13 protein-coding genes are annotated in these 13,345 nt (G+C 52.8%); 4 read left to right on the top strand and 9 right to left on the bottom strand.

Annotation, left to right across the window (positions count from 1 at the left end; genetic code table 11):
• Positions 1-35: 35 nt before the first annotated feature.
• From PsW74_RS14535 to PsW74_RS14520, 4 genes are all read right to left on the bottom strand, one after another.
• Positions 36-1,349 carry a TRAP transporter large permease gene (locus PsW74_RS14535; RefSeq protein ID WP_063289292.1) on the bottom strand — a complete coding sequence of 438 codons (1,314 nt, stop codon included), beginning with the start codon at positions 1,347-1,349 and terminating at the stop codon, positions 36-38.
• 23 nt (positions 1,350-1,372) lie between these two features.
• Positions 1,373-1,870 (bottom strand): TRAP transporter small permease, encoded by a 498-nt coding sequence (locus tag PsW74_RS14530; RefSeq protein ID WP_063289291.1) that lies wholly within the window; start codon positions 1,868-1,870, stop codon positions 1,373-1,375.
• 45 nt (positions 1,871-1,915) lie between these two features.
• Positions 1,916-2,920: a TRAP transporter substrate-binding protein DctP gene (dctP, locus tag PsW74_RS14525; protein ID WP_063289290.1), complete on the bottom strand. Its 1,005-nt coding sequence runs from the start codon at positions 2,918-2,920 to the stop codon at positions 1,916-1,918.
• A 278-nt stretch (positions 2,921-3,198) separates the two neighbouring features.
• Positions 3,199-3,897 (bottom strand): TetR/AcrR family transcriptional regulator, encoded by a 699-nt coding sequence (locus PsW74_RS14520; RefSeq protein ID WP_063289289.1) that lies wholly within the window; start codon positions 3,895-3,897, stop codon positions 3,199-3,201.
• Positions 3,898-3,962: 65 nt separating this feature from the next.
• Between PsW74_RS14520 and PsW74_RS14515 the strand changes: the two genes are divergently transcribed.
• From PsW74_RS14515 to PsW74_RS14500, 4 genes are read left to right on the top strand one after another with little or no spacing between them, the layout of a single operon-like run.
• The gene (locus PsW74_RS14515) at positions 3,963-5,279 is read left to right on the top strand and encodes an NAD(P)-binding domain-containing protein (protein ID WP_063289288.1); all 1,317 of its coding nucleotides are present in this window, start codon (positions 3,963-3,965) and stop codon (positions 5,277-5,279) included.
• Positions 5,276-6,196: a bile acid:sodium symporter family protein gene (locus tag PsW74_RS14510; RefSeq protein ID WP_063289287.1), complete on the top strand. Its 921-nt coding sequence runs from the start codon at positions 5,276-5,278 to the stop codon at positions 6,194-6,196. Before PsW74_RS14515 ends, PsW74_RS14510 begins: the two co-directional genes overlap by 4 nt.
• Complete coding sequence (locus PsW74_RS14505) at positions 6,193-7,131, top strand: SDR family oxidoreductase (RefSeq protein ID WP_063289286.1); 939 nt, start codon at positions 6,193-6,195, stop codon at positions 7,129-7,131. The genes PsW74_RS14510 and PsW74_RS14505 overlap by 4 nt, the downstream gene beginning before the upstream one ends.
• Positions 7,131-7,901 carry an SDR family NAD(P)-dependent oxidoreductase gene (locus tag PsW74_RS14500; RefSeq protein WP_063289285.1) on the top strand — a complete coding sequence of 257 codons (771 nt, stop codon included), beginning with the start codon at positions 7,131-7,133 and terminating at the stop codon, positions 7,899-7,901. The genes PsW74_RS14505 and PsW74_RS14500 overlap by 1 nt, the downstream gene beginning before the upstream one ends.
• A 13-nt stretch (positions 7,902-7,914) precedes the next feature.
• Here PsW74_RS14500 and PsW74_RS14495 read toward each other — a convergent pair whose 3' ends face one another.
• Genes PsW74_RS14495 through PsW74_RS14475 form a run of 5 tightly spaced genes read right to left on the bottom strand, consistent with a single transcriptional unit; the run spans position 7,915 to position 13,276 of the window.
• A complete protein-coding gene (locus tag PsW74_RS14495) occupies positions 7,915-9,312 on the bottom strand; it encodes a glutamine synthetase family protein (protein ID WP_063289284.1) in 1,398 nt (465 codons plus the stop codon).
• A gap of 34 nt (positions 9,313-9,346) precedes the next feature.
• Positions 9,347-10,333 (bottom strand): agmatinase, encoded by a 987-nt coding sequence (speB, locus tag PsW74_RS14490; RefSeq protein ID WP_063289389.1) that lies wholly within the window; start codon positions 10,331-10,333, stop codon positions 9,347-9,349.
• A gap of 14 nt (positions 10,334-10,347) precedes the next feature.
• A complete protein-coding gene (locus PsW74_RS14485; protein WP_063289283.1) occupies positions 10,348-11,166 on the bottom strand; it encodes an ABC transporter permease in 819 nt (272 codons plus the stop codon).
• Positions 11,163-12,119 carry an ABC transporter permease subunit gene (locus tag PsW74_RS14480; protein ID WP_208987980.1) on the bottom strand — a complete coding sequence of 319 codons (957 nt, stop codon included), beginning with the start codon at positions 12,117-12,119 and terminating at the stop codon, positions 11,163-11,165. The genes PsW74_RS14485 and PsW74_RS14480 overlap by 4 nt, the downstream gene beginning before the upstream one ends.
• Positions 12,120-12,127: 8 nt before the next feature.
• Entirely contained in the window at positions 12,128-13,276 is a 1,149-nt protein-coding gene (locus tag PsW74_RS14475; RefSeq protein WP_063289282.1) for an ABC transporter ATP-binding protein, read from the bottom strand.
• Positions 13,277-13,345 lie beyond the last annotated feature (69 nt).

Genomic DNA, 13,345 nt, shown 5'->3' with positions numbered 1-13,345 from the left:
GCAGGTGATCCGCTTCAAGGCCAGTTGAGCCCATCTTATCTCGTGATTTGAGGTAACCACGTTGCTAACTCAGGGAAAATGGCCAGCACGACAATCAGGGCGAGTGTACAGAGGATGTATGGCAAGGCGGCCCAAGCTACGTTACCGATGGTTGTTCCTTTCGGGCTGACGCCCACCATCACAAACAACAGCAGACCGAATGGTGGTGTTGCGAGGCTCAGCTCCAACGCCAGCAGCATGACCACGCCGAACCAGACCTGGTCAAATCCATAGAGGCTGACCAGAGGCATGAAGACCGGCAGGGTCAGCATCATGATGGAAAGCTGGTCCATGAACATGCCGAGAAACACGAGTGTCAGGAATAAAATGGCCAACATGGTGTAAGCGTTGAGATCAAAGCCGGATGACCACATGATCAGGCCAGATGAAGCGCCGGAAAATGCCAAGATCTGTGAGAATGTGGTGGAGCCGATGATAATGGTCAGCATGAGTGTTGAGACGATCAGAGCGCCGCGCAGGGATTTGATGATCGCCTCTATTGTGAGCTTTTTGCAAAGCGCTGCGAGGAAGGCGACGGCCAACACGCCAAAAGCAGCAGATTCTGACGGTGTTGCCCAGCCCAGCAAGATCAGGCCGACGACGGCGAAGATGACCAGTCCCATAGGCAACACATCAAAGGTGACGGCTTTGATCATCTCGGGCACAGAGGCTTTCACACCTGGATGGCCGGGGGCTGATGTCGGGTCCAGTGAGATCTGGGTGCGGATGACAAGGATGAACATGAGCGCCAGCAAAAGGCCGGGGATCATGCCTGCGATTAACAGCGCTCCCACATCGATGCGTCCGATGGAGCCCAGCAGAACGGCAAGAGACGAAGGTGGGATGATCATTGCAAGGCCACCGGTGGCAACGATCGGGCCCATGATCATGTGCGGCTTGTATCCGCGCTTGACCATATCCGGCATCAGGGTTGAGCCCAGCATGGCGGTGTTGGCCATGGAGGAGCCAGAGAGCGTTGCGAAGACTGTTCCCCCCACCACTGTCATGTAGGAGAGGCGTCCTTTGATGCCGCCGAAGCATTTGTCGAGCGCATCAAATACACGCATGGCAAGGCCGGTGTGAAACAGCAGCTCTCCCATCACCAGAAACAGGGGCACGGGCACCAAAGAGAAGTTGGTGATGGAGGTGGTGGAGTTGGCGATGAGCTGATCTATGCCGCTGAGGCCACCCATGAAATAGAGAGTACCCAGCAGATTGATTGTCAGGAAGGCGACGGCAACGGGCATTCCGATGGCCATCAGTGCCAGAATGGTGGTGAACATTACGACCAGAGAAAGGTGCCAGTCCATGAAGTTGCTCCTTTTCTGAGGTGTTAATGCTGCGCGTTTTCGCCGGAGTATATATCTCCGCGAATGAGCAATCTGAAGAACTCAAGTGCCATTAATCCGAAGCCTGCAGCGAGGAAGGCATAGAGGATCCATGAGGGAATGGCGATTGAACGGATGTCATAGGTGCCGCGTTCCCACATTTGCACTGTGAGCAATGTGGCACGCCAGCTTAAAAGCGCGAGGATTGCAGCTGAAGTGATGAGCACGGTGCGCCTCAAGGCTGTTCTCATGACTGGTGGCAGGAAATTGGTGAAGGATGTGATTGCGATGTGGCCACCCTGACGCACCAACCAGGGAGCTCCGGCCATGGTGGCAAACAGCAGAGCGTATTCAATCAGGGCTGTGGTGGCCTGAATGGGGTGTTGGCCGGTGTTTCGCAAGATCACGTTTATTACGATGGTAAAGGTCATGAAGACGAATGACAGCGCACCAGTCACCGCAAGGCCTGTGATAAGGCCGGAGTAAAGTTTTGGAAGAGACATGGGTTCTCTCAATAAAGGAGAAAGGGGCAGGTGCCCCTTCCATGTTTAACGCTGGTAGTAGGCTTTCCTCAGCTCGTCATAGAGAGGCGAGTTGCTGGCTTTCATTCGGCTCCAAACGGCCTCATAGGCTTTGTCCAGATAATCATTGGCGGCCTGACCTTCGAGGCGGACAATAGTCATGCCGTCTTCCTGCACCTTGGTATCGGTTGCCGCGATGATTGCTTGGAAGTTGTCGTAGGATTTCTGCTCATACTCGATTGCTGCATCCTGAAGGATCTTTTGCGCTTCCGGGCTCAGGCTTTCCCATTTAGACGGGCTCATGACGATGGAGAGGTCAGTTTGTAAGAAACCGGGATCAACACGGTATTTCAGGAATTTGTCCCATGAGAGATCTTGAATGGCGACAATTGGCCAGCCTGCGCCATCAAACACGCTACGTTCCAGTCCGGTGTAAATATCCGGGACCGGTGCAGAAACTGGAATCGCATCCAGCGCTTCGAAGAAGCTTTTGTAAACAGGAGAGGTGCGCAAGCGCTTGCCTGTTAGGTCGACACTTCCATCCGCTTTCTTTTGCGGTTCGTTGAGCGTGTAAATGTGGAACTTGATACCGGAATCAATATGGGCCATCAGCTTGACGCCGAGCCGGTCCTGAAAGGCCTTCTCCATCAGGGCGAAGCCGCCGTTCTTGCGGCCTTCTGCTGCTGTTATGGTTGATCCGAGCCAGGCATCTGCTTCTGGCATGGAGCCGAGATGGTATCCGGCTGGGCCATAATGGATGTCTACGATGCCACGCTCAACTGCGGCGACCTGCTGGTTGGAAGGGAAGACTTCCGGCCCGCCGATATGCTGGATTTGCACGATGCCTTTGCCGCGTTCATTGACCAGATCCACATAGCCTAGAAAGGACTGGGTGAAGGCGAGCGGTTTTGGAAAAGCTGAAACTGCTTTGAGAATTTCTTCTGCCTGCGCGGAGCCGGCAAACAAGATGGATGGAAGTGCAGCACCCATCACAACAGATGCAAATGCACGTTTTAAAGATTTGAATTTCATAGATCCCTCCCAGATTGCGCCGGTGGTTCCGTCCGTTTGGAGCAATTGTCTGAGGGCTCTCGTCAATACTGGATTCAATTGCTCTGATGAGCTCAGTCTAACGCTGATTTTCCCCTATGAATCTAGAGTGGTTTGTCAGTATGCAAAATCGTTCTTAATACGTCTTTTTATATGAAATGCGCTCTGTAACCTATTGCTTGAGCCCCTAATAATAGATGGAGGGTACATACAAACACATATATATTCAAGCTTAGAATGATTAAGTTATAGCGTTTTATCTATGCATTTGCATATATAGTGGCGTCTTGTTGCGACAGGGCACTATGGATGCCGGCGGTGGCATAGGCTACGAGCAATGTTTTCATTTCAGCAATGCCGGAGGTGTGATCTGCTTCTGCCATTGCATCAACACGCCAGGCTGAGGTGCATAGAGCGATTTGTGAAGAGATGGAAAAGACGAAGGTTGCGGAGACTTTCCTAAGATCGGCAGTGGGATAGAGCTTGGCGATTTCTGAAAGAAATACTTTTGCTGTTGGGTCAAAACAAGCTTGTGAGATTGCGCTCCAGCGTTCTTCTGCAGAGATCATGGCAACCAGACGTGCGTAGGCGAGCCAGCCGTGGCCGCTGTTTTCAGCTTTGTCCAGATAAGGGTAGAAGAAACTCTCCAGAATGCCTTTCAGGGTGATGACTTGTTCTGACGCTTTCAGCTGTTCCAGTGCATCAAGACGGAGACGGGCGAGTTCGTCGGCACGGCGTTCGACTGTTTTGAAAAACAGGTCTTCCTTTGTGCCGAAGTGGTGGTTTACGAGGCCCAGTTTTACCCCTGCTTTTTGTGCGATATCTCTTATGGACGCAGCGTCATAACTGCGAAAGGCAAACAGGTGTTCTGCGGCGTCGAGAATCTTCTGCCGCGTCTCCAAAGAGCTTTTTGAAGGGGCTCTTTGTCTTTGTTTTTCCTGCGAAATCTTCTTAATCATAAAAAGAGCTTGCCTTATTTTGTACGACTGTTCAATCTAATTGTAGTTCTGAGGGGGGACGAACAGTGAATATTTCAAAGGAGAGCTATGCCTTAATTGGGGCAGGGCCGATGGGGCTCGCCACGGCCAAGACACTTATTGAGCAGGGAATAGATTTTCAGGGCTTTGAGTTACACAGCGATGTCGGCGGGCTGTGGGATATTGATGGGCCTAAGTCGACCATGTACGAGTCCGCGCACCTGATTTCATCCAAGAAAATGACCGAGTTTACAGATTTTCCGATGGGTGATCACATTGCTGAGTATCCCGGTCATCGCGAACTAAAGACTTACTTTCAGGAGTTTGCCGAAAAGTTTGATTTGAAGCGGTACTATCATTTTGGAGCAGAAGTGACCTGCATCGCGCCGTTGGGAGGTGATGGTGAGGGGTGGACGGTCAGCTGGAGAGATCAGGACGGAGATCATTCAGCTGAATTTGCCGGAGTGCTGATCGCCAATGGCACGCTTTCTGAACCCAATATGCCAGAGTTTGCAGGAGAGTTTTCTGGCGGCCTCATTCATTCGTGCCACTATAAAAGTGCGCAGCAGTTCGCCGGCAAACGGGTGCTGATTGTCGGGGCGGGCAATTCAGGTTGTGACATAGCGGTGGATGCGATCCATCATGGGGTACAGTGCGATATATCCATGCGTCGTGGCTATTACTTTGTTCCCAAATATGTTTTCGGGAAACCGGCAGACACGATGGGTGGGGCGGTGAAGTTGCCGCTCTGGCTGAAGCGGCGAGTGGATCAGGCATTGCTGAAATGGTTTGTTGGTGATCCGCAGGCCTATGGGTTTCCCAAACCAGACTATAAGCTTTATGAGAGCCATCCGGTGGTGAACTCGCTTATTCTCTATCATGCCGGTCACGGGGATATTGGTATTCGGGCTGACATCAAGGAACTGGATGGGCATACGGTTCGGTTTTGTGATGGTGAAGAAGCTGAGTATGATCTTGTCGTCACCGCGACTGGCTATAAACTGCATTATCCCTTTATCGACAAAGAGCTTTTGAACTGGCAGGGCGAAGCGCCGCATCTGTTTTTGAATTGCATGCATCCAGAACGGAATGATCTGTTTGTAATGGGCATGATTGAGGCAACCGGTCTGGGTTGGGAGGGGCGTCATGATCAGGCGGAACTGGTTGCGCGTTATCTGAGGGGCCTCAGGGACGGAAGTGCGACAGCTGAGGCAATCAAAGCTGAGAAAGCCAAGGGATTTGAGCGTGAGACTGGGGGGATGAACTACCTCAAGCTGGCGCGGATGGCTTACTACGTGGACAAACAGAGTTATCGCTCTGCACTGAACAAGCGCACACAGGCGTTGAAGAGGGAAATGGCATGAGTGACATTGACCTTGTTGTTCTCAACTTCAGTTCTGGTTCGCTGACCTTGCTCAACGGTATTTTGGGTGTTGTGATGTTCTCAATCGCGCTGGACCTGTGTCCTGCGGATTTTAAGCGATTGACACTGTCGCCAAAGCCTGTGGTGATTGGGCTGTGCTCTCAATTTCTGGTCTTGCCGAGCCTCACATTTCTGCTTGTTCTGATCGTTCAGCCCCGACCTTCGATTGCTTTGGGGCTTATTCTGGTGGCAGCGTGTCCGGGTGGAAACATCTCAAACTTCATCACTCATCGTGCTGGTGGCAATGCAGCGCTGTCGGTTTCCATGACGGCTTTTGCTACGGTGGGAGCAATTGTTGCGACACCCTTTAATATCGCATTTTGGGGTAGTCTTTACGGCCCGACGCGCGCGATATTGCAAGAGACGCATATCGATAGGCTGTCAGTTGCAATTACTGTTTGCTTTATGTTGGTGTTGCCATTGTTCCTTGGCATCATGCTCAACCGTATCAAACCACAGCTGGCTGCCAAAATCCGGCAGCCACTGCGCATGGCGTCCATGGGGATTTTCATCGGCTTCATCTTCATCGCGCTGTTTGCCAACTGGTCGTTTTTTCTTGCCTATGTGGGTGCTGTGGCATCTCTCGTAATTGTCCATAATGGGCTGGCTTTAGCGGCGGGGTATACTCTGGCGAGCGTTGCTGGTGTGTCTGCTTATGACCGGCGGGCCATTACGATTGAAACTGGCATCCAAAATTCCGGTCTGGGGCTGGTGTTGATCTTCGGCTTTTTTGGTGGGCTTGGCGGCATGTCTGTTGTGGCGGCTGCCTGGGGGATTTGGCATGCGATCAGCGGACTGGTGCTTGCCAGTTTTATGGCGCGCAAAGCAGTCAAGCTTCCCGCGGAGGCAACGTCATGACCAAGCTTCTTATTACCGGTGCTGCAGGAGGTGTCGGACAAGCATTCTTACGGCAATTGGCGGGCACGGAGCTGGAGGTTGTTGCGACTGATATTCGTGAATCAAGCGATCTCCCAGCAAATGCTCGTTTCAGAATGTTGGATGTAACTACAGACAGGGTGTCAGCACTGATTGAGGACGAGCGGCCTGATGTGATTGTGCATCTGGCTTCCATCGTCACACCCTCTGTGAGTTCTACACGGGATATTGAGTATCTGGTTGATGTTGTTGGCACTCAGTCGGTGATTGATGCTGCGATCAAAGCAGGTGTGAAGCGTCTTGTCGTCACATCATCCGGGGCAGCTTATGGGTATCATGCAGACAATCCTGTGCCATTGCATGAGGATGATCATATTCGCGGCAACGAAGAGTTCGCGTACTCCTACCATAAGCGTCTGGTTGAAGCTGCTTTGGCTCGTGCTCGTTCGGAGGCACCGCAACTGGAGCAGGTTGTGTTGCGGGTTGGGACGGTTCTTGGAACGGGCATGAACAATCAGATTACCGCGTTGTTCCATAAGCCGAGGCTGCTTGGGATCGCCGGATCGGACAGCGCCTTTGTGTTTATCTGGACGGAAGATCTTGCGCGTATTCTGTTCCTTGCTGCGACAGAGGCTCCTGAGGGGATTTACAACGTGGCGGGTGATGGAGCGTTGTCGATGCAGCGGTTGGGGCAAATGCTCAATAAGCCTGTTCTCAAGTTGCCGTCCTGGTTGTTGAAATTTGTTTTAGGTGTGGCGAAACCACTGCGGCTTTCCCGGTATGGACCGGAGCAGGTTCGGTTTTTGCAATACCGTCCTGTGCTGGCCAATGAGCGGTTGAAATCAGTGTTTGGCTATACTCCGGAAAAGACAAGTGCAGAAGTGTTTGAGCACTGGCGAGCATCTGTGGGGCTTTGATGAAAACAGCGGTTATTACAGGCGGCGCTGGTGGCTTAGGGCAGGCACTCGCAACCCGGTTGCAGCGTGAGAGCTGGCATACGGTTCTGCTGGATTTGCCCGGTCCGGGGCTGGAGGGGCTGCAACAGAACGAGCGACAGAGCATTTATGCCTGCGATTTAACGGATGGGGGTGCGGTTGAGCAGGTTGCTCAGCAGGTTTTGGCTCGGCACAACAGCATTGATCTGGTGGTTTACAATGCAGGCATTACGCATATCGGATTGTTTGCGGACATGGACCTGACAGCGCATCGCAAAGTGCTGGATGTGAATTACTTCGGAGCGGTGCATACGGCGCGGGCATTTTTGAAAGCGGTGCGGGCCTCCAGTGGATGCCATCTGGCGATCTCGTCAGTTGCCGGATTCTCACCACTGATTAAACGGACAGCTTATGCGGCTAGCAAGCATGCGCTGGAGGGTTTTTTTGGCTCGTTGCGGTCTGAAGAGAAGTCTTATGGCGTTCATACGTTGATTGCAGCGCCTTCGTTTGTGGCAACCAATGTTGGACGGTCGGAGACGCAAGAGAACGGTCTGGCCCGTCCGGGCTCGTCAACAGATGGCGTTGATTACATGAGCGCGGAACGGGCGGCGGACATCATCTACAAGGCGTATGTGCGCAAAACAGAGATGAAACCGGTTGGCCGCGTTGCCAGTTTGGCGTGGTGGCTCAACCGGTTGTCACCCAAAGCCTATCAGCTGCTGATGGAGCGCAACATCAAGGAACCTTCCTAGGTTTGATGAAATGTCAGACCTTCCTGGCGTAGGTCTGGCATTCAAAACCGGTAATGGTGGTTGCAAACACGTCGTACTCAGCTTTCCGGCTGATGCCGTACAGGCGATGAAACTCTGCTGTGCTCATCTGTTCAGCCGTTTTGCTTTGCGCCCATGTTTGGATCGCTGTCTCCCAGTTTCCTGTCAGGTGATCATATTGGGTGAGGTCCGCCTCCAAGGTGATTGGAGTGCCGGGATCGCTTCGGTTTTCAAGACCGTGATGAATGCCTTCAAGGATCGCTGAGACAACCAGATATGGGTTGGCATCAGCGCCGGAGACGCGGTGCTCCAGCCTTGCGCCTTTGCCATGTGTCGCCGGTACACGGATCGCCGCGGCGCGGTGGTCATACCCCCAGCAACAAGTGATTGGGGCATAAGAGCCCGGCTGCAGGCGGCGGTAGGAATTGGCGTGTGGAGCAAACAGAATTTGCATGTCCAGCATGGTGCCCAGCAGGCCCCCTACGGCGTTGCGCAAGGCCGGGTTTGCTTCCTCTGCGCTGCCGCTGAAGATGTTGTTGCCTTCTGTATCCAGCAGACTGGTGTGGACGTGGAAACCGCTGCCAGTCTCTTCTGCGTAGGGTTTTGACATGAACGTGACATCCATGCCGTGTTTGCGGGCAATATGGCGTACAACGCGCTTGAACAGCAGGCAATGATCCGCAGCTTCCACTGCGCTTGGCACGTGAAGCAAGTTGATCTCAAACTGTCCGTGACCAAACTCGGAGGTGGTGGTGTCTGCAGGGATATCCTGAATTTTGCAGGCTTGGTTGATCTCCATGAGGATCGGTTCGAATTGAGCCATGATGTCCAGATCATAGATCTGTGAGGCTTTGAGACGCTGGTTGGTGCCGGGAATGTAGGGAGGGAGTGGTAAGCCAGCTGGACCGGATTCCATGTCGACGAAGTAGAACTCCAGCTCTGTAGCGACAACAGGTGTCAGGCCCTTGTTCTGGAACTTCTTCTCAACGGTTTCAAGAACATATCTTGGATCCAGTGGGGTTGGCTTCTGGTCCTTAATCTCGAAAAGAGTGACGAGCACTTGCGCGGTCGGCACTTTGGCCCATGGCACGCGCTTCAGCGTTCCTGGAACTGGGATGCATATGCCATCCGGGTCTCCGCGCTCAATGGCAAGGCCTGTTGCCGGCACATCAACGCCCCACACGTCCAGTGCGACGGTGGACAAGGGCAAACGAACACCACCTTCGGCCAGTTTATCCAGCATTTCTGCTGGCAACCATTTGCCTCTGAGCGGGCCACAAAAGCCAGCATAAAGGACCTCGATCTTTTCGAGGTCGGGATGTTGTTTCAAAAAGGCGTCGGCTTCAATTCGAAACTGTTCCAATTGCGGCTGTACTGCTGTCAGGGTTGGCATGCGAACTCTTCTGGTCGTGATCTGATCTGTTGTTTTATCGGGTGTTCTGATTGAACTGGCTGGCATAGATGCAAAGTAAATCCAAGGCTAAAGTGGCACCGGCCAGTGCTGTGATCTCAGCATGATCGTAGGCTGGTGCGACTTCTACAAGGTCCATGCCTTTTAGGTTTATTCCAGCAAGCCCACGCAGGATCTCTCGTGTCTCTCCGGTGTTCAGACCGCCAACAACTGGTGTTCCTGTTCCCGGCGCAAAGGCTGGATCGAGGCAATCGATGTCGAAGCTGATGTAGCTGGCACTTTTGCCTGTCACCTTATGGATGCGTTCAATCGTGGCCTGTGCGCCGTTATTACGGACCCAGTCCGCCGTAATTGTGGTCAGGCCCTGTGTGTTCTCATTGTTGGTTCTGATACCAACTTGTATCGATGTCTGCGGGTTGATGAGACCATCTTTTACCGCTCTGTAGAACATGGTGCCATGGTCAATACGGCTGGAGTTGTCAGTCCATGTGTCACTGTGTGCATCAAACTGGATGAGGGAGAGTGGTTCGTGTTTTTTTGCGTGCGCTTTGAGCATGGGATAGGTGCAGAAATGATCTCCACCCAGCATGAGTGTTGCCGTACCTGCGTCTAAAATGGCAGAGGCCTGCTGTTCCAGTTCTTCCGGTACGCTCATGGGGTAGCCGGGATCGAAGATGAAATCGCCGTAGTCGACAACAGCAAGGCGGTCGAACGGGTCAAAGGACCAGCCCCATGCGTGGTCCCAGGCCAATATGGAGGAAGCTTGCCTGATTGCTCTTGGGCCGAAGCGACACCCCGGCCTGTTGCTGACGGACATGTCAAAGGGGATGCCACAGACCGCGACATCTATCCCCTTAAGGTCCTTGGTGAATTTACGGCGCATAAAACTGAGCGCTCCGGCATAGCTGGATTCAGCTATGGTCCCATAAGGGGTGGAGCGGGTGTAGGCCAGATCGCCTTTTGAGTATTCATCCAGCGAGGATGGGTGTTTCGTATCAGACACGTATACTTCCTCGATCAAATTGAGCTTATCGCCAGCCGTTCTTCTTTCATGCGCTTGACCTGTGCTTGTTTTGTGACCAGCGAAGCGGTGACCACGCCAACAGCGACAACAGAAATGAGAATGGATGACAGGGCATTGATTTCAGGTGAAACGCCTATGCGCACCTGCGAATAGATCTTCATTGGCAAGGTGGTTGCACCCGGACCTGAAGCAAAGGAGGCGATGACCAGATCATCCAGCGAGAGTGTGAAGGCCAGCAGCCATGCTGCCAAAATTGCGGGAAAGATGATGGGCAGTGTTACCTGCATGAAGGCGGAAAAACGGGTGCATCCCAGATCAAGGGCAGCTTCTTCCAGACTACGTTCGAATGTCACCAGTCTGGCCGAGACGACAACGGCGGCGTAGCACATGGAGAAGGTTATATGTGCCAGTGTGACTGTCCAGAAGCCTCGGGTGAAATCCAGTGAGACGAACAGCAGGAGCAATGACAGGCCCGTGATGACCTCTGGCATGACCATTGGCGCGTAGATCATACCTGTGAAGAGCGTTTTGCCGTGGAATGGTCCGGCGCGATTGAGCACAAGTGCGGCCATGGTTCCAAGGACTGTTGCGACAGATGCTGAGATGAAACCAACACGGAGTGTGACCCATGCGGCATTGATGAAACTCTCATTGAAGAAGACTGATTGATACCACTTGGTGGAGAAACCAGCCCAAACGGTGACCAATCTGGATTCGTTGAAAGAGTAGATCATCAGCAGGATGATCGGCAGATAGAGGAATGCAAAGCCGAGTGTGAGCGTTGTTGTGTTGAACCAGTTGAAGCGGGTCATTGGCTGGCCTCCGCTTGTTTTTCCTGCTGTTTCTGGAACAGGATGATGGGTAGGATCAACATAAGCAGCAGCAGAATTGCGACGGCGGATGCGACTGGCCAGTCTCTGTTGGAGAAGAACTCCACCCAGAGCGTTTTGCCGATCATGATAGTGCTGGATCCACCCAGAATGTCTGGAATGACAAACTCACCGACAGCAGGGATAAAGACGAGGAAACAGCCTGCCCAAACTCCTGGTAATGACAGTGGTAGAGTAATGACCCAAAAAGCTTTGAGAGGCGAACACCCCAGATCTGTTGCAGCTTCCAGCAGTGAGATATCGAGTTTTTCCAGAACTGCATAGAGTGGCAGGACCATGAAAGGCAGGTAGGAATAAACGATGCCAATGTAGATGGCAGTGTCGGTGTTCAGGATCATCAAGGGTTCGTCAATGATGCCTGTCCAGAGCAGGAAGTAGTTGAGGAAGCCTTCTTTTTTGAGAATGCCGATCCATGCATAAACGCGGATGAGAAAGCTGGTCCAGAAGGGCAGGATCACCAGCATCAGGAGAGTAGCGCGCCACTCTTTCGGGGCTTTGGCCATGGCATAGGCGATAGGATAGCCGATTGCCAAAGTGAGTAGCGTTGAGATGGATGCGATCCTGAGACTGCTTAGATATGAGTTCAGGTAGAGTGTATCTTCCGTTAGCCAGACATAGTTCTCCAGATCAAACGCCTGAATCATGGCGAGCAGACCTTGCCAGCCCTCTGAAATGTCGAAATTCGGAAAGTATGGCGGGCGCGCCAGTATGACATCGGACAAGGAGATCTTCAGTACAATGACGAAAGGTGCGAGGAAGAAGATCAACAACCAGATATACGGGATCGCTATGAGCAGTCTGCGTCCCCAGCCTGAACTCGGACTGGATGTCTCCTGTATTTCTTCTGAGGGGGAGGTGATATCTGCAACTGCCATCGCTCACCTCACGTTTCCAGAAAGACGCCAGCGCCTTTCTCCCAATAGACATAGACGGTGTCCTCCCATGTGATTGGGCGGTCGGCGAGATGTTCTCTGTTGGAGACCTGTGCTTTCAAAATGGAGCCATTTGAGGCTTTGACGTGATAAGTTGAGATGTTGCCAGTGTAGCCGATGTCCCAGACTTCGCCCTTAATGCAGTTGTCAGCGTTTGCTGGCTTGTCTTTAGAGATGCGGAGTTTTTCAGGGCGAACTGCGAGCCAGACGGTCGTTCCTGCTTGAGGGCGAAGTTTGGTTGAGATCGCCAAAGGTGTTTCACCTTCAGCCCACGTCAGGCTTGCTGTTTCGCCAGTGGTGACATCTATCTGGCCTTCAATGATGTTAACATCGCCAAGGAAGTCAGCGGAATAGCGGGAGTTTGGATACTCGTAGATTTCAGCGGGTGTCGCGACCTGAACGATTTTGCCGTGGTCCATCACAGCGATGCGGCTCGCGACTGTCATAGCCTCTTCCTGATCATGAGTGACGATGACAAAGGTGAGGCCGAGCTGCTCCTGAATGTTCATCAATTCAAACTGGGTTTGCTCGCGCAATTTCCTGTCCAGCGCACCAAGCGGCTCGTCAAGCAGCAGGAGCTTGGGTTTTTTGGCGAGAGAGCGGGCAAGGGCAACGCGCTGCTTTTGACCACCCGAAAGCTGGTGTGGTTTGCGTTTGGCAAAAGGTTCCAGCTGGACCAGCGACAGCATTTCTTCAACACGTCTCCGGATCTCGGCCTTTGCGGTCTTTTCCTGTTTGAGGCCGAAGCCGATGTTCTGTTCCACTGTCATATGCGGGAAGAGCGCGTAGGACTGGAACATCATGTTGACGGGCCGTTTGTGTGGCGGTGCCTTTTGCAGATTGTTCTGACCGAGCATGATGTTGCCAGCGGTGGGATATTCAAACCCTGCCAGCATACGCATCATAGTTGTCTTACCGCAGCCGGACGGGCCGAGAAGGGCGAAGAACTCGCGCTCATAGATGTTGAGCGTTAAGTCCTCAATGGCAGTGAAGTCGCCAAATTCCTTCGTGACGTTTTCAAAGCGCACCAAAGGTTCCTGAGTTGGATCCTCCCAAGGTGCGAATTTGCAGACTGGCTGAGTGTTTACCAGAGTTTCCATCGTGGCCCGCTCCACCCTCTGTTGTTGTCCTGCTTCCAAAGAAACATGGAAGGCGCGCGGACAACTTGA

Origin of the sequence: Pseudovibrio sp. W74 (genome assembly GCF_001623085.1) — a bacterium.
Classification (GTDB): domain Bacteria; phylum Pseudomonadota; class Alphaproteobacteria; order Rhizobiales; family Stappiaceae; genus Pseudovibrio.
The sequence above is the reverse complement of the archived record's forward strand: the minus strand, read 5'-3'. Positions and strand labels throughout refer to the sequence as shown.

Bases quoted from the DNA above. Each gene is read 5' to 3' on its own strand.
- PsW74_RS14535 (WP_063289292.1), bottom strand. From the start codon at position 1,349: ATGGACTGGCACCTTTCTCTGGTCGTAATGTTCACCACCATTCTGGCA.
- PsW74_RS14530 (WP_063289291.1), bottom strand. From the start codon at position 1,870: ATGTCTCTTCCAAAACTTTACTCCGGCCTTATCACAGGCCTTGCGGTG.
- dctP (WP_063289290.1), bottom strand. From the start codon at position 2,920: ATGAAATTCAAATCTTTAAAACGTGCATTTGCATCTGTTGTGATGGGT.
- PsW74_RS14520 (WP_063289289.1), bottom strand. From the start codon at position 3,897: ATGATTAAGAAGATTTCGCAGGAAAAACAAAGACAAAGAGCCCCTTCA.
- PsW74_RS14510 (WP_063289287.1), top strand. From the start codon at position 5,276: ATGAGTGACATTGACCTTGTTGTTCTCAACTTCAGTTCTGGTTCGCTG.
- PsW74_RS14505 (WP_063289286.1), top strand. From the start codon at position 6,193: ATGACCAAGCTTCTTATTACCGGTGCTGCAGGAGGTGTCGGACAAGCA.
- PsW74_RS14500 (WP_063289285.1), top strand. From the start codon at position 7,131: ATGAAAACAGCGGTTATTACAGGCGGCGCTGGTGGCTTAGGGCAGGCA.
- PsW74_RS14495 (WP_063289284.1), bottom strand. From the start codon at position 9,312: ATGCCAACCCTGACAGCAGTACAGCCGCAATTGGAACAGTTTCGAATT.
- PsW74_RS14485 (WP_063289283.1), bottom strand. From the start codon at position 11,166: ATGACCCGCTTCAACTGGTTCAACACAACAACGCTCACACTCGGCTTT.
- PsW74_RS14480 (WP_208987980.1), bottom strand. From the start codon at position 12,119: ATGGCAGTTGCAGATATCACCTCCCCCTCAGAAGAAATACAGGAGACA.
- PsW74_RS14475 (WP_063289282.1), bottom strand. From the start codon at position 13,276: ATGGAAACTCTGGTAAACACTCAGCCAGTCTGCAAATTCGCACCTTGG.